This is a genomic window from Coleofasciculus sp. E2-BRE-01, from assembly GCF_040221695.1.
Lineage (GTDB): Bacteria > Cyanobacteriota > Cyanobacteriia > Cyanobacteriales > Coleofasciculaceae > Coleofasciculus.
This window is the reverse complement of sequence record NZ_JAVKEA010000207.1, coordinates 13,763-34,068: the sequence shown is the minus strand read 5'-3', so window position 1 is coordinate 34,068 and position 20,306 is coordinate 13,763. Positions and strand designations below refer to the sequence as shown.

Annotated in this window: 16 protein-coding genes, 1 tRNA gene, 1 rRNA gene and 2 pseudogenes; 9 read left to right on the top strand and 11 right to left on the bottom strand. The window is 45.9% G+C overall.

The features are described from left to right. Positions 1 to 114, bottom strand: a 16S ribosomal RNA gene (locus tag RIG66_RS27335); the annotation flags it as partial. A 531-nt stretch (positions 115 to 645) separates the two neighbouring features. On the opposite strand from RIG66_RS27335, the gene glyQ reads away from it, so the two are divergent. From glyQ to RIG66_RS27320, 3 genes are all read left to right on the top strand, one after another. Beyond that, on the top strand, positions 646 to 1,539 hold the full coding sequence (gene glyQ, locus RIG66_RS27330) for a glycine--tRNA ligase subunit alpha (protein ID WP_446382242.1): 894 nt from the start codon (positions 646 to 648) through the stop codon (positions 1,537 to 1,539). A gap of 54 nt (positions 1,540 to 1,593) precedes the next feature. Further along, the gene (locus RIG66_RS27325; RefSeq protein WP_446382240.1) at positions 1,594 to 3,969 is read left to right on the top strand and encodes a ComEC/Rec2 family competence protein; all 2,376 of its coding nucleotides are present in this window, start codon (positions 1,594 to 1,596) and stop codon (positions 3,967 to 3,969) included. A gap of 67 nt (positions 3,970 to 4,036) precedes the next feature. Beyond that, positions 4,037 to 4,123: transfer RNA gene (locus RIG66_RS27320), tRNA-Ser, on the top strand. Positions 4,124 to 4,258: 135 nt separating this feature from the next. Here RIG66_RS27320 and RIG66_RS27315 read toward each other — a convergent pair. Continuing rightward, complete coding sequence (locus tag RIG66_RS27315) at positions 4,259 to 6,238, bottom strand: aconitate hydratase (RefSeq protein WP_446382239.1); 1,980 nt, start codon at positions 6,236 to 6,238, stop codon at positions 4,259 to 4,261. Positions 6,239 to 6,461: 223 nt separating this feature from the next. On the opposite strand from RIG66_RS27315, the gene RIG66_RS27310 reads away from it, so the two are divergent. Next, complete coding sequence (locus RIG66_RS27310) at positions 6,462 to 8,525, top strand: hypothetical protein (RefSeq protein ID WP_446382237.1); 2,064 nt, start codon at positions 6,462 to 6,464, stop codon at positions 8,523 to 8,525. Positions 8,526 to 8,684: 159 nt separating this feature from the next. On the opposite strand, the pseudogene RIG66_RS27305 reads toward RIG66_RS27310, so the two are convergent. Further along, positions 8,685 to 8,985, bottom strand: a pseudogene (locus RIG66_RS27305) (type II toxin-antitoxin system Phd/YefM family antitoxin). A 90-nt stretch (positions 8,986 to 9,075) separates the two neighbouring features. Here RIG66_RS27305 and RIG66_RS27300 point away from each other — a divergent pair. After that, positions 9,076 to 11,046 carry a protein kinase domain-containing protein gene (locus RIG66_RS27300; protein ID WP_446382235.1) on the top strand — a complete coding sequence of 657 codons (1,971 nt, stop codon included), beginning with the start codon at positions 9,076 to 9,078 and terminating at the stop codon, positions 11,044 to 11,046. Positions 11,047 to 11,766: 720 nt separating this feature from the next. Here the strand turns inward: RIG66_RS27300 and nuoK are convergent. The 4 genes from nuoK to nuoH all read right to left on the bottom strand — a co-directional run bounded on the left by nuoK (position 11,767) and on the right by nuoH (position 14,854). Beyond that, positions 11,767 to 12,078, bottom strand: coding sequence for an NADH-quinone oxidoreductase subunit NuoK (gene nuoK, locus RIG66_RS27295; protein ID WP_446342412.1), 312 nt, complete (start codon positions 12,076 to 12,078; stop codon positions 11,767 to 11,769). A 180-nt stretch (positions 12,079 to 12,258) separates the two neighbouring features. Continuing rightward, complete coding sequence (locus tag RIG66_RS27290) at positions 12,259 to 12,885, bottom strand: NADH-quinone oxidoreductase subunit J (protein WP_446382233.1); 627 nt, start codon at positions 12,883 to 12,885, stop codon at positions 12,259 to 12,261. Between the two features lie 73 nt (positions 12,886 to 12,958). Then, on the bottom strand, positions 12,959 to 13,582 hold the full coding sequence (gene ndhI / locus RIG66_RS27285; protein WP_006105004.1) for an NAD(P)H-quinone oxidoreductase subunit I: 624 nt from the start codon (positions 13,580 to 13,582) through the stop codon (positions 12,959 to 12,961). A gap of 153 nt (positions 13,583 to 13,735) precedes the next feature. Next, on the bottom strand, positions 13,736 to 14,854 hold the full coding sequence (gene nuoH / locus RIG66_RS27280) for an NADH-quinone oxidoreductase subunit NuoH (protein WP_446342438.1): 1,119 nt from the start codon (positions 14,852 to 14,854) through the stop codon (positions 13,736 to 13,738). A gap of 440 nt (positions 14,855 to 15,294) precedes the next feature. Here nuoH and RIG66_RS27275 point away from each other — a divergent pair, with 440 nt between their 5' ends. The 4 genes and pseudogenes from RIG66_RS27275 (at position 15,295) to RIG66_RS27260 (ending at position 17,217) form a co-directional block, all read left to right on the top strand. Further along, positions 15,295 to 15,606: a hypothetical protein gene (locus tag RIG66_RS27275; RefSeq protein ID WP_446375205.1), complete on the top strand. Its 312-nt coding sequence runs from the start codon at positions 15,295 to 15,297 to the stop codon at positions 15,604 to 15,606. 92 nt (positions 15,607 to 15,698) lie between these two features. Next, positions 15,699 to 15,794 (top strand): annotated as a pseudogene (locus RIG66_RS27270) (Uma2 family endonuclease); the annotation flags it as partial. A gap of 259 nt (positions 15,795 to 16,053) precedes the next feature. Then, positions 16,054 to 16,890, top strand: a complete 837-nt coding sequence (locus RIG66_RS27265; RefSeq protein WP_446382230.1) for a hypothetical protein — start codon at positions 16,054 to 16,056, stop codon at positions 16,888 to 16,890. A gap of 6 nt (positions 16,891 to 16,896) precedes the next feature. Beyond that, a complete protein-coding gene (locus RIG66_RS27260; protein WP_446382228.1) occupies positions 16,897 to 17,217 on the top strand; it encodes a hypothetical protein in 321 nt (106 codons plus the stop codon). 98 nt (positions 17,218 to 17,315) lie between these two features. Here RIG66_RS27260 and RIG66_RS27255 read toward each other — a convergent pair whose 3' ends face one another. From RIG66_RS27255 to RIG66_RS27240, 4 genes are all read right to left on the bottom strand, one after another. Next, positions 17,316 to 18,473 carry a citrate synthase gene (locus RIG66_RS27255; protein ID WP_446382226.1) on the bottom strand — a complete coding sequence of 386 codons (1,158 nt, stop codon included), beginning with the start codon at positions 18,471 to 18,473 and terminating at the stop codon, positions 17,316 to 17,318. 155 nt (positions 18,474 to 18,628) lie between these two features. Beyond that, complete coding sequence (gene sixA, locus RIG66_RS27250; protein WP_446382224.1) at positions 18,629 to 19,132, bottom strand: phosphohistidine phosphatase SixA; 504 nt, start codon at positions 19,130 to 19,132, stop codon at positions 18,629 to 18,631. Positions 19,133 to 19,326: 194 nt separating this feature from the next. Then, positions 19,327 to 19,755, bottom strand: coding sequence for a type II toxin-antitoxin system VapC family toxin (locus RIG66_RS27245; protein WP_446382222.1), 429 nt, complete (start codon positions 19,753 to 19,755; stop codon positions 19,327 to 19,329). Between the two features lie 8 nt (positions 19,756 to 19,763). After that, entirely contained in the window at positions 19,764 to 20,288 is a 525-nt protein-coding gene (locus tag RIG66_RS27240) for a hypothetical protein (protein ID WP_446382220.1), read from the bottom strand. Positions 20,289 to 20,306 lie beyond the last annotated feature (18 nt).

Genomic DNA, 20,306 nt, shown 5'->3' with positions numbered 1-20,306 from the left:
GATTCTCACGCGTTACTCACCCGTCCGCCACTCAACCCGAAGGTTGCGTTCGACTTGCATGTGTTAAGCAGACCGCCAGCGTTCATCCTGAGCCAGGATCAAACTCTCCATATTAGAGTGTTTTTTTCTAGGCTCCGAAATATCACCTATTAATAGGTGATATTTCCAAGTTATCCTTATTAGTTGAGAGAGTCTCAGTTTCCTGATTCCCCTCGAAGTTTTTTGACAAGGAGTTTTGTATGCTTGGCTTTCAAACTATTGATTTTTCTTGGTTCGGACGCTTGGATGTGGAGTGAACTCCGTTTCAAGCGCATTTACCAATGTAGTGGCTATTTCTGGAGTTGTCAACCTTTTGAGGGATTTTTTTTTGGAGGAAGGCTGGAATCCTTTCAAATTAAGGGATTTAGCCGACTATTTTTTTTTGCTCTACTCCTTTACGCAGAGAACACCTTCCAGCAAACTACTCAGGCACTATGTCGATCGCACTATCCTGTTACACTCAAGTAGCCAATCACCTGCCTACCTTCAGACGAACACACTCAACTCCCCCGCCCTCGCTTAACCCACGAACCAGGTATCCATCCGGGACAACCAAGTAAGATGCCAGAATGTAGTGATAGATTTTGACCAAAATGTGGAGGTCATGTGAATTTTCAGTCTGTAATTGCTACGTTACACCAGTTCTGGAGCGATCGCGGTTGCCTGATTGCTCAACCCTATGACATCGAAAAAGGTGCCGGAACCAAGAACCCACACACGTTTCTCAGATCCATTGGCGATGAACCTTGGTCAGTAGCTTATGTAGAACCTTGCCGACGACCAGCTGATGGACGCTACGGGGAAAATCCCAATCGCTTTCAACACTATTACCAGTATCAAGTCCTGATTAAACCCTCACCCAACACGATTCAAGAAATTTATCTGGATTCCCTCCGGGCTTTAGGCATTCATCCTGAAGATCATGATATTCGCTTTGTCGAGGATAACTGGGAAGATGCCACTGTCGGAGCCTGGGGAACGGGTTGGGAAGTGTGGTTGGATGGCATGGAGATCACCCAATTTACCTACTTCCAGCAATGCGGTGGCGTAGATTGTCGCCCGGTTTCCATCGAAATTACCTATGGGTTAGAACGAATCTCCATGTATCTACAAGGAGTCGATGCGATGACCAAAATCCAGTGGAATGACCACCTTAACTACGGTGATGTTCACCTCCAAGGTGAAATAGAGCAATGTACCTATAATTTTGAAGCCTCTAACCCCGACTTATTATTGACACTGTTTGGTTTGTACGAACAAGAAGCCAAGCAACTCATTGATAGAAGCCTTGTCTTACCCAGTCTTGACTATGTTCTCAAATGTTCTCATACATTCAATTTGCTGGATGCCAGAGGTGTGATTTCGGTAACGGAACGGACACGCTATATTGGCAGGATTCGGAACCTAGCCAGACGAGTGGCACAACTTTACTTACAGCAACGAGAAGGATTAGGATTTCCGCTCAAGTCATCATCCCCCTCTCAAACGTTATCGGTTTAGGGGGCGACTTGAACACCTGCATCGTGCTTTTTGTTTCTTTCATACCGTATTGGTTTGGAAACCCGGTCTAGCTATGCGATGAATCTTGCCAGTGGTTCCCTACTGAGTGTGGCTTATATTCTTGCCTTATTGTCTACAGCCATTGTCGGCTTGCCTACTCGTACTGTCACCTGGCAAGAGTATAGTCTTTTAATCCTGAGTGTAATCGGGATAGGCATAATTTGCGCGATCGCGTTCCCCCGGATTTGGCGCACAGGACCTAAACCCCGATTATGGTTGACCACTACCCTTGTTGCCGTGATCGCCCTTCTCTATGTGCAACTGCGATTACCTCAACCTGAATCCAATGACATCAGTCAATTTGTGGCGTCTGGACAGGATACGGCGCAAGGGCAAGTTGTCACCATTCAAGGCGAAGTCGAAACCGTTCCTCGGCTGACGCGATCGCAGAAAGGACAATTTTGGCTAGAAGCTACCCAACTCACTGAACTGGAAAGTAATGAAAATCGCGGCACAACGACGCGAGGTGTCACAGGTAAGTTATATGTAACGGTTCCTTTATTGCAATCGACGGGTCTTTTTCCAGGTCAAACTATTTCTGTCACAGGTGTTTTATATAAACCCAAACCCGCAGCCAATCCTGGCGGCTTTGATTTTGCCACCTATTTAACCAAGGAAGGCGCGTTTGCTGGCTTAAGTGGGCGACAAGTCAGTTTTCCCGACGAAAATCAAGAACCAACATGGGGATGGTGGATGTTACGTCAACGTATTATCCATGCCCAAGTGCGTCAGTTAGAAAGTCCAACGGGTCTACTTTTGAGTTCAATTGTATTGGGACGCAAAGCCGTCGATTTACCTTACGATATTCGCGACCTATTTATCCAAACTGGATTCGCTCATGTCTTGGCAGCATCTGGGTTTCATGTGTCGTTGATTTTGGGTTCAGTATTAGCGTTAACGAAACGGTGGGGAACAAAAACGCAATTTGGGATTGGACTCACAGCGTTACTGATTTATGTTGGCTTAACAGGTTTGCAACCGTCAGTTCTACGAGCTGCGATTATGGGAGTAGGGGCATTAGTGGCGCTGCTGACTCATCGACAAGTTAAACCCTTGGGTTCTCTATTACTCGCCGCGACGATTTTGTTGATTATCAATCCGTTGTGGATTTGGGATTTAGGCTTTCAGTTAAGCTTTTTAGCCACTCTGGGATTGCTAGTCACCGTACCTCCCTTAGTCAAGAACCTCGACTGGTTACCTTCAGTCATTGCGGCTTTAATCGCCGTTCCATTAGCCGCACTGTTGTGGACATTACCCTTACAACTGTATGTTTTCGGCATGATTGCCCCCTACAGTGTGGTTGCCAATATTATCGGCACACCCTTGATTAGCTTAATTAGCTTGGGGGGTTTTCTGAGTGCCTTAGTCGCATTAATTTCACCCTTAGCAGGTAGCGCGATCGCGGGATTGTTGTACTATCCTCTTCAAGGCTTGCTGGAACTGGTGCGATTTTTTAATGCTTTACCCGCTAGTTCAGTCGCCCTCGGTACAATTTCCCTGACGCAGTTGCTGCTGCTTTATGGCTTAATTGGCATCACTTGTATCAGTTCGCGTGTGCAGCTGCGAGGCGTATTCGCCGGTGTAATCGCCTTAACCATTATTGCCCTACCCATTTGGCAATCCAGGCTAGAACAGTTTCAAGTTACTGTTTTAGCGGCTGATCAAGAACAAGTTTTGGTGATTCAGGATCAGGGTCAAGTGACGCTTGTCAATAGTGGGGAAACCGATACCGCGAATTTTACTATCCTACCTTTTTTGCAAAAGCAGGGGATTAATCAGGTGGATTGGGCGGTTGCGGTTGATTCACAACCTCGTTTTCGGAGTGGTTGGGTGCCAATATTGGAAAGTTTACCCGTTAAGCGGTTTTATGACTTAGCCCATTCAGAACCGTTACCTACTGATACAGAGGCGATTGCAGAGGCGGTTCAATCCCAAAATGGAATTTATGAAGTCGTGTCAACGGAACAACGTTTAGCCGTTGGTGCTACGGGTTCTGGAGAAAAAACGACGCTCGAATTAATCAAAGCCCAACCTCCTATCGTACAGCTTCAAATTAAGGATCAAACCTGGTTACTCTTGGGAGATATGCCACCCGATGAGCAAAAGCAATTCGCTCAAAGGAGTAATTTGCCTCAAATTCAAGTGCTATGGTGGTCGGGTGAGCCTCTCACTCCTCAATTGGTAAACATACTCCAACCCGATGTTGCGATCGCATCGGCGGACGTCATTGAACCCCAAGCCGCCAAAGTGTTGCAAAATGCTCAGGTTGAATTGTACTGGACTGGGCGTGATGGGGCGATTCAGTGGACACCAGAACAGGGCTTTGAAACCACATTGGAGGCTAATCGTACTGATGCAGCGCTTTTCTGAACCGTTGAGACGCTTTTGAGATGCTACTCAGTAACAATGAGTGCTACTATCATAAGAACAAAGACCTGGAGAGGTGGCAGAGCGGTTGAATGCGGCAGACTCGAAATCTGTTATGGTGTCACAGCCATCGGGGGTTCGAATCCCCCCCTCTCCGTGGAAAAAAACCTGAAGGGTGACAAGCTACTTGAGGTATAGGTAGGGTGTAGGGTGTAGGGTGTGGGGTGTAGGGAAAAATTGAACTTCTGTCCTGTAGCTTTTCCCTACCAAAAAGGGGGCATTTAACCCAAATTTAGATATTGACAGATTGAGCGACTTCTGACCTCGCTTTAAAGTGATTGATTAAGCCGCCACAAAGCATAATTTCTACTTGACGGGGACTCAGGCTATGAGTCATGGGATATATCATGTCCTTGGTGAGGTTCTTTACAGGAATTGAACGCCCTGCCTCTAACGCCTCCCGTAAGCCAAGAATTTCCAGTTCATCCCCTTCGCTGATACTGTCGTAATCTTGAGGATTGACAAATTCTAGGGGCATAATCCCAAAATTCACCAGATTTTGCCAACCAATCCGGGCATAAGATTTAGCTAAGACAGCCACTTGCCCCAAATAACGGGGTGCGATCGCGGCGTGTTCGCGGCTAGAACCCTGAGCATAGTTACTTCCGCCAACAATAACATGACCCCCAGATTTTTCCTTCGCCGCTTCTGCCCGTTGCCAAAATGTCTCATCCTTCATGTAATAGACAAACTGGCTAATTCCGGGGATATTACTGCGATAAGGTAAAACCCGCGCCCCTGCAGGTAATATTTCATCGGTGGAAATATTATCCTCAACTTTCAACAGCACAGGCACAGAAATAGTATTAGATAAGGCGGCGAATTCGGGGAAAGATTTAATATTGGGTCCCTTTTCCAGTTCCACTGTCCTGCCATCCTCTGGTGGAACCACTAACATATCGGTATTAATGATTTCAGTTTCTGGGGCAATGAATTGCGGATAGGTGATACCAAAACGCTGTTCTAACTCACGCGGATCAGTGATTTCTCCGGTGATAGCCGCCGCCACAGCCGTTTCTGGACTGCATAAATAGACTTGATCATCAGCCGTTCCCGAACGTCCGGGGAAGTTGCGCGGCATTGTCCGTAAAGAGATTTGATCAGAAGCGGGTGCTTGTCCCATGCCGATACAGCCTAAACAGCCTGCCTGATGAAATCGTACTCCAGCATGGATTAAATTCATAAAGGCGTCATCCATTGCCGCTAAATTCTCAATCACCTGGCGGGAGGTTGGGTTGACATCAAAGGATACGCGATCGTGAACAATTTGTCCTTTCACGATTTGGCTAACTATCCAGAAATCACGCAACCCTGGATTTGCTGAGGAACCAATCACCACCTGATTTACAGGACGTCCCTGCACTTCGGTAACCGGAACAACATTTCCAGGACTACTGGGACAAGCAATTAAGGGAACCAGTTCCGACAAATTAATCATGTCATAGACATTGTATTCAGCATCCTCATCGGCGACAAGTTCTACCCAATCCTGTCCTCGCCCTTGAGCCTCTAAAAATCGCTTAATTTCAACATCTGAGGGGAAAACAGTAGTTGTTGCTCCCATTTCCGTTCCCATATTGGCGATAACATGGCGATCCATGGCACTGAGTTGGGCAAGTCCAGGTCCATAATATTCAATAATCATGCCCCGACAGCCGTGGACATCGTAGCGGCGCAACATTTCCAGGACAACATCTTTCGCACTAACCCAATCGGGTAATTTCCCCAAAAGTTTAACACCCAAAACTCTGGGCATTTTCACAAACATGGGTTCCCCCGCCATTGCCATGGCGACATCAATTCCACCCGCACCAAAGGCTAGCATTCCCAGGGAACCTGCGGCTGGGGTGTGACTATCGGAACCAATCAAGGTTTTGCCGGGAATACCAAACCGTTCCATCTGAACGGGATGGCTAACACCATTGCCAGGGCGACTGTACCAAATGCCAAACCGTTGACAGGCGGATCGCAAAAACAGATGATCGTCGGCATTCTTATAGTCGGTTTGCAGGAGATTGTGATCAACGTATTGTGCTGAAAGCTCAGTTTTAACCCGATCAATGCCCATAGCTTCTAACTCCAGCATAACCATGGTTCCTGTGGCATCCTGGGTAAGAGACTGATCGATCCGGAGGGCAATTTCTGCACCAGGTTCCATCGTGCCAGAAACCAGATGAGATTGAATCAGTTTTTGGGTAACATTCAAGGGCATGAGTGAATCTCCTGCTATTTATACTGAGTCGTTGGTTAGACCATAGCAGGTTAAGGTTTGGGACAATCTCTATCCAAAGAGTAGTTCAAGTGATAGCCTTCCATGCTAAATCATCGATTATGGCGGGGTTGCTTCTCGCGGGACGAGGTAAAAACTATAATCCCAAATTCGAGCGATGATAGATAATTAAGATAATCAGGGACAACTAGCTACCAGGACAGCCATGACCCAACGCCACTGGCTCGATATTACCGAATATGTTTGTATCGGGGGTTCATTTTTGGGAACCGCGATCGCAGCCGCGACTCAGCAAGTTATCTACGCCGCTACCCCCTTAACCTTTACTCTGGGGGTAAATGTCCTGAATCGCCAACGGCTGCATCAACTCAACCGTGAACACCAGGATAGTGCGATCGCGCAGGTGTATCAAAATTTAGAACCGATTCACGAGGAATTCTCTCAACTGGATATCCAGACTCAGGAGCGTATCAGTCACCTTAAGGATGTTAATGCTCAACAGTATAAGGCGGCGATCGCGAAAATTCATCAGCTAATCGAACCCCTGAATCAACAACTGATTCAACTGGATAGCCGCAGCCAAAACCAACTGGAACAATTCAATAGCGCGAATCAGCAACAACATGCGGAAATTATCGCCCACATCTATCAACTCATCCATCCTTTACAGCTACATCTAACTCAACTCGACGAGACAACCCAACAGCGCGATCGCCAAACCCAAACCCAACTGGATCAATTACACGCATTACAACACCTGCAAGCGGAAGGTATTCTGGCTTATATTAACCCCCTTATTGACACCCTGAACCAGGAACTGATTCACCTGGATAGCCAAACTCAACAGCGATTTGCCGAATTTAGCGCCGCCAATCAGCAACAGCATGGTGCGATTATTCTCCAAGTTCAGCAACAGCTTGAACCCTTAAAAACTCAACTCGACACCTTAACCCCCCAGGTTACCGACCAAGGATTAAAGCTGGGACAACTAAAAGACGCGATCGCGAAATGGTATGACTACATCGAACCCCTGAACCAGCAAGTCTCTCACCTAGAAACCAACGCGCAACAAGTCAATTCCCAGCGACACCAACAGATTGAACAACTCAAGGAAACTATTGTTCAACTTCAGAGGACAATCCATAAACTACAAAACATCAAGGACAAAAATCGATTACCCTCGCCACCCCCAAACGCCTCAGAAACACCAGAACCCTCATACCTTTCCCTGGCAATGTTAAGACATGAACTCGACGCTGGACTTCAGGGAGTGGGCAAAAATATTCATCAGATTAGTAATTCCCTGCAAGATGTATGGACGGGACTAACCACACTGGAAACTCGCACCGAGTCTGGTTTAATTGCTCAACACTGGCATTGTGTACAAACCTTAACTACTCATTCGGGTAAGGTTAATGCAGTGGCGATTAGTCCCCAGGGAGAGATTTTTGCCAGTGGAAGTGATGACCAAACCCTTCGACTCTGGCAATTAAAAACGGGTCAGGAGATGGGGATTCTGGCTAAAAATTTTGCCTGGTTTAATGGCGTAAAATCAATTGCGTTTAGCCCCGATGGGAAATGGCTTGCCTGTGGTAATAACGATTATACGATTAAAGTGTGGGCGTTAGACAGGGGAAAGGCACTCCATACCCTCATGGGACATTCGAGTTCAGTTAAATCCATTGGCTTTAGTCGAGATGGGCAACGTTTAATTAGTGGAAGTGATGATCGAACGATTAAACTGTGGAACCTGGAAACGGGTAAAGAAGTTCCTTTATCAATTCAGCATTCCGATTGGCTAGGGCGAGTTAACGCCGTAGCGATTAGTCCTAATGGTCAGATTCTTGTCAGTGGAAGTGATGATAAGACGATTAAGGTTTGGGATTTAACCACAGGTCAATTGATGATGACGTTGAGTGGGCATAAAGCGGCGGTTAAGTCGCTGGTATTTAGTCCTGATGGTAAAATAATTGCCAGTGGTAGTTCGGATCAAACGATTAAGCTTTGGTATTTGGGAACGGGTAAAGAAATGAGTACCTTGTCGGGGAATTTTGGTTCGGTTAATTCACTGGCTATGAGTCGGGATGGAAAGGTTCTGGTGAGTGGGAGTTCGGATGAGACGGTTCGGCTTTGGCAGTTAAGTACAGGGAAAATTATTGATATTCTGAAAGGGCATAACAGTGCGGTGTATTCTGTAGCGATCAGTCCGGATCGAAAGACTGTGGTGAGTGGGAGTTCGGATAAGACGATTAGGATTTGGCGGTGTTGATGATGGGGGTATTGGGATTATATTTTAACGCTCCAGGTAGCAGAGGGAAGCGCAGAGGAACGCAGAGGAATTGGAGGTGTTTGAAGTGAAATGTTATGAAATTAGAGAAATAATCGGAAATGATATAGTAGGATAGCAACTAGCTTACTCTGTTCAGATTCATATTTCTTTTTCTTGCTCAATCCCTAACTCCTGCTCAAGTTCTTCAATCGTTTGAGGTTTAATTTTTCCGGCTTTAGATTCCTCTATAGCATCCAATAATCGACGAGCATTGGCAGGTGCTCTAATATAGATACACAGTTTCAACTAAACTGGTTAAATCAGACTCTGAAATCAAAGCAACATTTTCACCATCACGGCGGTTTATGATATAGATTTGATGATTTTGTACTACCTGTTCTAATAACTGAAAAAAGCCATTTCGTGCCTCTGTTGGGGATGTGATTTCGTAGGGAAGCATAAGCTGATGTACATAGTTATGTTCATTTATTATAAGCAATGCGCCCTGATCAAGCCAAAATAGAGACGAAGGCTTTATCTTCCTTTGCTCATGAGCTATTGTCTCAATCCTCACTGCAATCGCCCCCAAAACCCGGATGGGATGCGGTTTTGCCAACGTTGTGGTTCCAAGCTGCTGCTGCGAGAGCGTTACCGCAGTCTGGGATTGATTGGACAAGGGGGGTTTGGCAAAACGTTTTTAGCGGTGGATGAGGACAAACCCTCGAAACCCCAATGTGTGGTTAAGCAGTTTTTCCCCCTCTATCAGGGGACAAGCGATGTCCAGAAAGCGACAGAATTATTTGAACGAGAAGCCGTGCGTCTAGATGAGTTAGGGAAACATCCCCAGATTCCGGAATTGCTGGCTCATTTTACCCAAGATAATCGCCAATATTTAGTCCAAGAATTTATTGATGGGCAAAATTTAGCCCAAATCCTGGCAAAGGATGGGGTATTCAACGAACAGCAGATTCGGGAGATGCTGCGAGATTTGCTAGCTATCCTTGAGTTTATCCACTCGCGTTCTGTGATTCATCGCGATATTAAGCCAGAAAATATTATTCGTCGTCGGCATATTTATACTGGGGATACAGGAGAAACTGAAGCAGGTGTGATCAAGGGTAATTTAGTTTTAGTTGATTTTGGTGCGGCTAAACATGCCATTGGTACAGTAAAAACGGGAACGACTGTTGGTACACCAGACTATATCGCCCCAGAACAAGCTAAAGGAAAAGCCATTTTTGCCAGCGATTTGTATAGTTTAGGCGTTAGTTGTATTCATTTACTCACCCAGGTAGTTCCTGAAAAATTGTTTGATACGGGTGAGGATATCTGGATATGGCGGCGTTACTTAAAAAATAATTCGATTAGTGATGAATTAGGCTATATTTTAGATAAACTTCTGAAACGAGCCACCAATCACCGTTATCAATCTGTCGCTGAAGTTCTCCGGGATTTAAATCAACTTCCCTCGATTTCGTTAGCTCAACGTCCTACCCCATCGATATCGCCTCAATCGATTAGCCTGTCAGGATTTCAGGGAACAGGAAAGCAAAGCGCGATCGCATCAACTCCGGCGAATCCCCTTATCCTCCAGCCTCCCTCTAATCCTCCCATAACTAACTGGCAAGTTGTTCAAACTCTCGATGGACATTGGGGTTCGGTGGAAGCGGTAGCGATTAGTCCTAATGGCTTAATTTTGGCTAGTGGTAGTGCAGACGCCACGGCTATGTTATGGCAGTTACCCGAAGGACAAGAGTATCATACTCTAAATGGTCATCTTGAACGAGTCTGTGCTGTCGCCTTCACTCCTGATAGTCAATATTTAGCTACAGGAAGTTATGACCAAACAATTAAACTTTGGCAGGTAGAGAATGGACAACTTATTTTAACCCTCACGGGTCATAAAAAATGGATTAGTTCCCTCGCCATTAGTCCCGATGGAGAGATATTAACCAGTGGTAGCAATGATGGCACGATTAAGTTATGGCATATCCAACAGGGTAGGGAATTACAAACGCTTACAGGACATACCTCCTATATTAATGATATTGCCATCAGTCCTGATGGAGAAAGTATTGCCAGTGTTAGCGGGGATGGAACAGTGAAATTATGGCAAATCAGTACAGGGGAAGAACAGGATAGTTTTGGTCATAGCCAGTTACGTTTCGGCTTTTTCTATTCCGTCGCCTTTAGCCCCGATGGGCAACTCCTGGCTACCGGAAAAAGCGATGGCACAATTACATTATGGCAGGTAGGGGAAAGACGGGAACTCGGTACTCTCAGGGGTCATACTCAACGAGTACGGACATTAGCTTTTAGTCCCGATGGTTACACGTTAGCCAGTGGTAGTATGGATAAAATGATTAAGATTTGGCAACTGTATGATAGGCAAACTCTGGCTACTTTGAATGGGCATACTTGGGAAGTTTATGCTGTTGCCTTCAGCCCCGATGGTGAGACACTTGTGAGTGGAGGTATGGATAAGACGATTAAAATTTGGCGTTGTGAGAAAGGTAGTTAAACCAGGGGAGGATAATTGACTATAAACAGTATAGGTTTGAGGGGAGAATGTCGCTAACTTAAGCCCTCAACTAAAGTTGGGGCTAAAAGCTGAAACCCGTTGAAACGGGTTCAAAGAGTTAATTCATTTATTTCCAGGTTATGCGAGTCAGCGCCATTTAGTTTAAGTCCAATGGTACTGATTTAAAGGTGGTGGGCAATAGGCTGGCAAGCTTAAAGTTGTGGGTAAAATTTTCCTGGATCGCTACTCTCATAAGGGTTCCTTGAAAATACTTGACCACTGTTTTAACCTTGCCAAGCTACTACGCCATACTTTTCGGATCAGCTCTAAATTTAATTGGGGCTTGCTGTAGAAAGCCCAAACCCTTAGCTATCAACACTTGGAGCCATAGAGAAAGTTGTTCATCTTCAAGGAAATTTGAGACTATCTATCAACACCTCGACCCTTCGACACGCTCAGGACATCGCTTACCTCGACTTACCAGTAACACGCTCGGTGTTGAAAACTATGGCGATAGAATCACGGAAAATGTACCATTGCTCCCTCTGCTCCCTCTGCTTCCTCTGCTTCCCCTGCTCTCTAACCCCACCACAAAACTTATTCAGCAGACCCTAATTTTTTCTCCCCCCGACTTTCCCGGCTTCCCCGGCTTGAACCCGTTTAAACGGGTTTCAGCTTTGAGCCAGAACTTTAGTTCTAGGCTAAACTTCAGGCTAAAGCTTACCACTTGAGCAAATTAAACTGCTCCATATCAATCGTGTCGCGATTGCGATAAATCGAAAGCACAATTGCCAAGCCAACCGCCGCTTCAGCCGCCGCTACCGTAATCACAAACACGGTAAACACCTGACCTTTAATTCCTACAGGGTCAATAAAATTAGAAAACCCCATTAAATTCAAATTGACCGCATTCAACAGCAGTTCAATGGACATTAACACGCGCACAGCATTGCGGCTGGTAATCAAGCCATAGATACCAAGGCAAAACAGAGCCGCAGCTAGAAGTAAAAAATATTGAAGTTGGAGTTCCATGAATTGACGTTTAATGTTTGATGTTTGACAGTTGGGCGGGTTTTGTTGCTCAGTTATCGGTAACCCAGTCGGGCGGGTTTTGTTGCTCACTTATCAGTCACAAAGTCTATTGAAAAGCTAAACCCGCCCCTACACTCGCCCCTACACTTGCCCCTATTCCCGCCTCTAGCACAATAGGTTTTATCGGGTGCTTTTTTGAGACTCTCCGCCTACAGATGCCAACTGACGCTGACGTTCGGGTAAGGTGGAAAATTCGGTTTCTGATGTATCGCGAGGCACCAAACTCTCTGGAATAAAATCGCGACGTGCCAAAATAATCGCACCCACCATCGCCATCAACAACAGTACCGAGGCGAGTTCAAAGGGTAGTAAAAAATCACTGAAGAAATGCTTACCAATCTCCACCACTGACCCTTCACCGAGAACCGCCGTACCTGAATAGATTGACCAAGGTGTCGCTAATATCATCGTCCCCAGCAAGGCAAATAAGCCAAGACAAACCAGCGCGGTTGCACCTTGACGAATCCAACGATTCGTGATCGGTTTAAAATCTTCTCGCTTGTTCACCAACATAATGGCAAACAAAATTAGCACATTCACCGCACCCACATAAACCAAGATTTGCGCGGCGGCGACAAAATCAGCATTGAGCAACAGGTAAAACCCCGCCATACTAATGAAGACACCACCGAGTAAAAATGCTGAATAAACGATGTTATTGAGTAGGACAACGCCTAAGGCTGACCCAATCATCATCACCGACAAAATTACAAATGAAACAAACTGAACCCCTTGGGCTAGATCCACTGTACCTTCACTCCTTGCACTCTAGTTAAAATGACACATTAATCCCACGGAAAAAGACTCCGTGGGATCAGCTTTAAGCATTCTTCGCTGTTTCTTCTTCTTTTTCTGCTTCAGTCGGTTCCATTTGCTCGACAATTTCTTCCGGACGCAAACCAGCACGTCGAGAACCTGGCGGTAAATCGTGGGGATCTGTGACTCCTTTGGGTAGGTAAGCCAATTCCCGTAATGGCGTAACCATCGGGTCTTGCGTCACTTTGTACGGCAGGCGTCCCATCGCCACATTATCATAGTTGAGTTCGTGGCGATCGTAGGTAGACATTTCATACTCTTCTGTCGCCGACAGACAGTTGGTGGGACAGTATTCAATACAGTTCGCGCAGAAAATACAAACCCCGAAGTCAATACTATAGTGCTTGAGATTCTTTTTCTTACTCGCTTTATCGAACTCGTAATCTACCACGGGCAGATTAATCGGGCAAACTCGCACACAGACTTCGCAAGAAATACACTTATCAAATTCAAAGTGAATCCGACCCCGATACCGTTCAGAAGGAATCAGTTTCTCATACGGATACTGCACAGTAACGGGACGGCGCTGCATGTGGTCAAAGGTTACAGATAAACCTTGACCAATATAACGGGCAGCTTGAGCGGTTTCTTTGGCGTAATCGCCAACTTGTTTGAGGAACTTGAGCATAATTTTTTATTCGTCCTTTGTCATTCGTCCTTTGTCATTTGTCCTTTGTCATTTGTCCTTCGTCATACTCGCTTCCGAAAAGAAACCAGCTATGTTATTTGTTTTTAACTATGACCAATGAACAATGAACAATGAACAATGACCCATCAACAATCAACCCCCGAATGCCACGGGAAAGGTGAGTTTAAGAGCAGCAGTTAGCAACAGGTTCACTAATCCAATCGGTAAAAGGAACTTCCAGCCCAAATTTAGGAGTTGGTCAATCCGTACACGGGGAACTGTCCAGCGCAGCAAAACCGCAATAAAGAGGAGAAAGTAAGCTTTGAGTAAGGTCATGGTAATTCCCAGAGAAGCGGTAATTACCTGTAACCAGGAACTGGTTTCACTTACACCTAACCAAGTGGCTAATCGGTCAAGGGGAATCGGGAATTCCCAGCCGCCTAAGTACAGCACCGCTACTAATATGGCAGAAAGGATTAGGTTAACGTAAGATCCGATATAAAACAAACCAAATTTCATGCCGGCATATTCGGTTTGATAGCCAGCAACCAATTCCTCCTCAGCTTCGGGTAGGTCAAAGGGAAGTCGTTCACATTCGGCTAATGCGGCAATCCAAAAAATCAAAAAGCCAACGGGTTGACGCCAAATATTCCAGCCTAAAATGCCATACCCAGATTGCTGTTCCACAATATCGATGGTACTTAGGCTATTGGACATCATCACCACTGCCAATACCGCCAGCGCCAGGGGAATTTCGTAACTAATCGACTGGGCAGCTGCTCTTAACCCCCCAAGTAGGGAATACTTGTTATTGGAGGCATACCCTGACATCAGCAAACCAATAGGCTGAATACTCGACAGGGCAATCCAGAGAAATATCCCCAGTCCTACGTTAGTAATAATCAGGTTCTGTCCAAAGGGGACAATCAGGTACGACAAAAAGACGGGGATGACGACGAGTATGGGTCCGAGAGTAAATAGCCATCGATCTGCTTTGGCAGGGACGATATCTTCCTTAAACACCAACTTGAGACCATCGGCGACGGCTTGCAGAACACCCAGAGGTCCAGCATATTCCGGACCAATCCGCTGTTGAGCCGCAGCAGAAATTTTTCGTTCCAGCCAGACTATGACAAGGACACCCACGGTGGCACCGATAATCATCAGGAACATCGGCAGGGGCATCCACATCGCCTTGGCAGCACCACTGGGGATGCCAAAATCTTTAAGCGATTCAATAAAACTTCCTTGAAGGTCAATTCCTGCGTTCATCTTGGCAGCTACGTGATATTTACTGAGGTAATTTGACACTTACCGTATCAAATTATGCTATCGGTTTGATTTGTGAAGTTTTTTTGACAGCCTCACTGCCTAGTATATCGTTCGACGTGATCCCCTTAGCCAAGACAAGCGAGAATTTAAGTTGATTGCAGCGAATAGGCGATGACAATTGAATTAGATCCTTACTGAACCCCGATCGCGAAGCAACGATGGTACAATCCCCCAGCGAAATGGAAACCCTATCTCTTGAACTGCCCCGTGCGATCGCAGTGTACGTCACCCCCGAACAGTGTAGTGTTATTCGCCAACCCTAAGTAGGGGTAAAGGTAGCGAAGATACGGTGTTTATCTGTCAAGCGAGTGTAGGTAATACGGAACAGATTCCTCGTTCTCAGGTCAGTAAGACCATCACACTATGAGGCTAAGTCAACTATGCTCGATCTTCTGGCTGTATCGGTAGTAACCATCGCTACTTCTGCTGACACCCCAGTGAAAACACAACCTCCTCATGTGAACGCTACCACTTCAATTGATATTGTCGATCCAGGATTTTTTGCGCCATACCCTCCAATCTCTCATCCTGTTGCTACATGCCCCCCTGGTGAATTTGCTTCAGCCTTTTCAGATGTGTATCCCACCGATTGGGCTTATCAAGCAGTAAGTCAGCTTGCTAGTACGCCAACTCAATGTTTTGATTTACCGAATAAAGAATCTGGCGAATTTCCTAGAGACTGGGCATTTTGAAGCGGAAGTTCCCTCGTTCAAATGTACTAAAATAGCCAAAAGGCTTAAACTGAAGGGGTGTCAAGCTTTTGAGCTGCTTGTCACCCCTTCAGCACGAAGACTTAGGAGAAGCCTTTGACTCCTCAACAGGGTTTAAACTACCCAATGACACCAACCGTTCCCCCGATGCATTCGGGGTGAGGCGGGAACCTGAGGTGTCGGCTGAGGGTGTACTCCCTGGATTTGTTCTCCATCTCAGGCGAGTGTGGCGGTGACAACAGGCAACTTTTATGCGATCGCCTTCTATGATCTTCATCATTATTTTTGATGATTGCTTCTCCTACTGCGTCAATACATAGCCAACTAAGTCTCTACAGTCTTCCCCTTGCTCAATCGGGGCAAACAAGGCATCTTAGAAGAAAATATAGAAAAACTTAAATTTTTAGCATTTCACTCCAAGGGATGACTATGACCCAAACAAATCTTCTGGAATTAGCGAAACAGGGTAACGATGCAGCAATTCTCTCGGTGATGAATTATGTACTACAAGATCGCAACATTACTGCCCAAGCCGCACTCAAAGGGAATTGCCTGTTGGTACTCCTGAAAGCGGTTCAAGTCCCTGACCAGAAGTTATCGGTGACAATTGTCCGCAAACTGATGGCACACTTACGAGTCCCATCGATCGCCTCTGTGCAAATGTATGGTAAACAGGTTGGACAACCCGCCCCCTCTTGGATGGAAGTCATCGATTTGCGCGATGAGATCGAACCCTTGAAACCCAAAACTAATGTTTTCAAAGTATTGGCTCAATGGGGGACAAAACCCTTGATGCTCCTAGCTTTGATTCCGTTAGGGGCGATCAGTATTTATGCTTATTTATCATTGCCCCTCGGAAAATCGATTATACCTGTACAAGCCGAGTCAATATCCTTCAGCGTCAAGGAAATAGAATTGTCTGACATAGAACCCTTAGAGAACTCCCCTGATCCGTCTCTCTCCTCTGCAGTGGGTCAAACTCAACCCAGTATTTTATCCTCACCGAGTTCGCCTTCGCCCACCCTATCTTCTCAACCTGAACCCTTTCAGAACGCGGTGAATCAAGCGATGCGTGCGGCGACATTGACTCAATCGGCACAAACCCCAGAAGAATGGGACATTGTAGTGAATCATTGGCAAGACGCGATTGCACTGATGAAGACTGTACCCCCTTCCCATCCTCAACATAGCCTTGCCCAGCAAAAGGTTGTCGAGTATCAGGAGAATCTCAACTATGCTCAGAAAAATACAGCGATGGATCAATAGTGAATTATGGTTAATTTCGGTTTGAACTCTGCAACACTTTTAGGATTTCTGGACATATTTTTATCTATAGCCTACTTAGCTCTGTCTATTGCTCTACCCATCGCGAGGAGAAGAGATATCGGGGTTACGGGAATAGTTCTTTATATCATCCAAGCAATCATTGCCCCTTTCATTTTGTTTGTGACTGGTTTTATTCTTATTTTCCAAGGATGGCGACTTGACCCTATATTGCAGTTTAGCTATGTTTTATTGAATTTCCTGGTTATTTATCTGGGAGTGAAAGATATCATCCTCTTCCGTTTACTGTCTCCACCAAATCATCGCTAGTAACGACTGATCGCTCCTCCTTTCACTGTAGTTTTTGGGAGAAGCGATCGACCTGTTTTACACTAAGGGGATTTGTTGGGAGAAGCGATCGACCTGTTTTACACTAAGGGGATTTGTGATGTCCGTTCCTGGATGGGAACATAAGTGACGTCGTGATCACCAGTATAAATCTGGGTGGGTCGGAAAATCCGATTTTCTCCTAGTTGTTCCTTCCAGTGCGCCAGCCAACCCGCTACCCGCGCGATCGCGAATATGGGAGTAAACAAGTCGGTGGGAATACCAAGTTTCCGATAAACCAAACCGGAATAGAAATCTACATTCGCGTAAATCCCTTTATGTCCCAGTTTTTCTTCAACCGCCTGTTCTAACTCCAGGGCAATTTCGTAGTATTTATCAGAACCAAACTTCTCAAATAATTGTTCGGCTAAATGCTGGAGAATCGTGGCGCGTGGATCTTTAACCTTATAGACGCGGTGACCAAATCCCATGATTTTTGCCTTGCGCTGTAAGCAATCTTCTAGATAGGGACGGACATTTTCCACCGAACCAATTTCTTCGAGCATCGAAATCACTTCTTCATTCGCCCCCCCATGCAAAGGACCAGCGAGGGTACCGACGGCGGATGCAATTACCGCATAGGGGTCAGTCAGCGTCGAAGCTGTCACCATGGCTGAGAACGTAGACGCATTGATCGTATGTTCCGCATGGAGGGTTAAACAAACATCAAAGACGTGAGCCTCTAGGGGATCGGGTTCTTGCTCAGTGAGCATATAAAGAAAATTAGCCGAATAGTCTAAATCATCGTTTGGCTTTACTGGGTCATTCCCCTTCCGCATCAGCTTAAATGCAGCTACCATTGTCGGGATTTTCGCCAACAGGCGCACAACCGCTTCCCGGATATAATTGGGATTTGGCAGAGCGCGTTTTGAGTAAAACAGACCCAGCGCTGCTGCGGACGCTTGCAATGCATCCATCGGATGTCCGGTTTCCGGGAAACATTTCATCATGTCCCGAATCCGATATTTAATCCGTCGATGGTAAAGAATTTCCGTCTTAAATGCTTCTAGCTCCTCCTTGGTTGGTAGCTCACCCCAAATCAGAAGATAGGCGGTTTCTAGGAACGTGCTTTTTGTAGCAAGTTCTTCAATCCGAATACCGCGATACTCTAATATTCCCTGTTTTCCATCAACATAGCTGATACTGGATTGGGCGGCGGGAATGCCTTCTAAACCTGGTTTATACTCGCAGACAGTCATAGACTCGTGCTTTTAACCTGTACGATATGGGTTGCTTAGTTGCCCGGTGAAGGGCGCTTCCGTTTCCGGAGTAGAGATATGTGAAGTGTTCTCAGGCTAACTTACCAGAAACTGGGAAATTAGTAGTGTGTGTTACAAAAAATCTTAAGGATCGCTTAGATTAGCCATTTTGGAGAGGTTAGCAAAAATAGCTCACTGTGTCCCAGGGGAACTCCTGTTTCTTTCAGGTTTAACCCAATCACGCCCGCTTTCTTGAGGACGAGTTTTTCCTGTGCTTCTCCCCAGACCAATAATTCTGCCCAATTGCCTAAATCTGGTTGATGACCGACTAACGCCAAACAGCCTGTACCGTTTCGATTTTGACGCCATTCCTGTAGCCAGTTAACCCAGGTATGAATATCCCCATCAGGCGCAAGGCTGGGAAATTCGTCGAGTTGCTCACCTAAACCTACGTCTTGCAGAATCGCGGCGGTTTCTCGCGCTCGGACTAAGGGACTGGTTAATATGTGGTCAAACTGCAAACCGCGATCGCGCAGTTGCTTGGCGACTTTGGTGGTTCTCTTACGCCCTTTGCTCGTCAGGGGACGATCTTCATCGTTGGCATAGTCTTCGCGATCGGCAGCGATACCATGACGGATCAAGTAAAGTTTTATTGCCATCCGTTTTTTATTTTTTCCTGAAAATTAAGATTGTAGGGTTCTCCAGGAATACAATCAAGATTTTATTTTATCGCTGTTCCCCAGCTGATGTGGTACACCTAACTGTAGGGGCGTAAAGTTTGCGCCCTTGCCACAGGATTCAATAGACTGGGAAACACTATAATTGGCGGTAATAGCATTGAATCGTGGCAGGCTTAAGACCAATTCCCAATGGAAATAACATTTGGATGAGTGGCGCTGACAGCGTTAACAAGTTTCTGATCAGCCGTTACGAATTGACACTGCTGTCGAAGACTCAAAGCGATATACAAACTATCGTATACACTTCGTTGATAGGTTACAGCGAATTGATAAGCATCCTTCAACAGTGAAGCGGCTGGAACTATATTAAATTTTACCAATTGGAATGCATCAATAATAGTCTGTGCATCAGATGCAGATAACCCTTGAAACCGATACAGTTTCCAGGTGATGTTTCCGACTTCAGCATAGATTAAATCTGGTGCAAGTAGGGCAATCGTTCCGGCTTGATAATCATTAAGAATTTGAATAGCTTGTGAGGAGTATGGCTGGGGGACATACCATTTGATTGCTACACTGCTATCAATTACAACCTTTTTCACCGCTACCTTTACCGATCCCGGTGCAGCAATTCAACGGAATCAGGAAACTCTCCGTATGTTTCCTGTAGATGTGTCCAAATTTTATTGGCTTGAGCAACAGCAGCTTCTCGACTACGGCGATCTTCATCTAAAATATGCTGCTCTTGTGCTTCAATCGGCTGAAACCTAGATTCGTATAAATTTATTTGTTCATTATCTTGGCTAAATGATGGAGGAATTCTATCGAGAACGACATTGACCATTGCTGAGGCTGTATCACAAGCCCACTTAGCTGCTGCCGTAACAATATCATCGGGTGGATTGCCAGCTAGCGCCCGTCCAATCAGTCGTTCAGCTTCTTGGAGTTCACCACACTCTAACGCAAGAACGGCGGCACTGCGATGTAAAACAGAGCGGGTGGGTTCTAGGTCAAGTTTATTGGCAACTAAATCAGCCGCTGCCCGTTCTTTGGCAAAGGCGGCTCGATAAAACTCTCGCATTGCCTTAGCATCGCCCCGTTGACGGGCTAAAACCGCCTGGTTTACCAATTCCATTGCTTCTCGGTGAAGAGT

Coding starts and splice junctions, on each gene's coding strand:
- RIG66_RS27315 (WP_446382239.1), bottom strand. CDS start 6,238: ATGCCCTTGAATGTTACCCAAAAACTGATTCAATCTCATCTGGTTTCT.
- RIG66_RS27310 (WP_446382237.1), top strand. CDS start 6,462: ATGACCCAACGCCACTGGCTCGATATTACCGAATATGTTTGTATCGGG.
- RIG66_RS27300 (WP_446382235.1), top strand. CDS start 9,076: ATGAGCTATTGTCTCAATCCTCACTGCAATCGCCCCCAAAACCCGGAT.
- nuoK (WP_446342412.1), bottom strand. CDS start 12,078: ATGGAACTCCAACTTCAATATTTTTTACTTCTAGCTGCGGCTCTGTTT.
- ndhI (WP_006105004.1), bottom strand. CDS start 13,582: ATGCTCAAGTTCCTCAAACAAGTTGGCGATTACGCCAAAGAAACCGCT.
- nuoH (WP_446342438.1), bottom strand. CDS start 14,854: ATGAACGCAGGAATTGACCTTCAAGGAAGTTTTATTGAATCGCTTAAA.
- RIG66_RS27275 (WP_446375205.1), top strand. CDS start 15,295: ATGCTCGATCTTCTGGCTGTATCGGTAGTAACCATCGCTACTTCTGCT.
- RIG66_RS27265 (WP_446382230.1), top strand. CDS start 16,054: ATGACCCAAACAAATCTTCTGGAATTAGCGAAACAGGGTAACGATGCA.
- RIG66_RS27260 (WP_446382228.1), top strand. CDS start 16,897: ATGGTTAATTTCGGTTTGAACTCTGCAACACTTTTAGGATTTCTGGAC.
- RIG66_RS27255 (WP_446382226.1), bottom strand. CDS start 18,473: ATGACTGTCTGCGAGTATAAACCAGGTTTAGAAGGCATTCCCGCCGCC.
- sixA (WP_446382224.1), bottom strand. CDS start 19,132: ATGGCAATAAAACTTTACTTGATCCGTCATGGTATCGCTGCCGATCGC.
- RIG66_RS27240 (WP_446382220.1), bottom strand. CDS start 20,288: ATGGAATTGGTAAACCAGGCGGTTTTAGCCCGTCAACGGGGCGATGCT.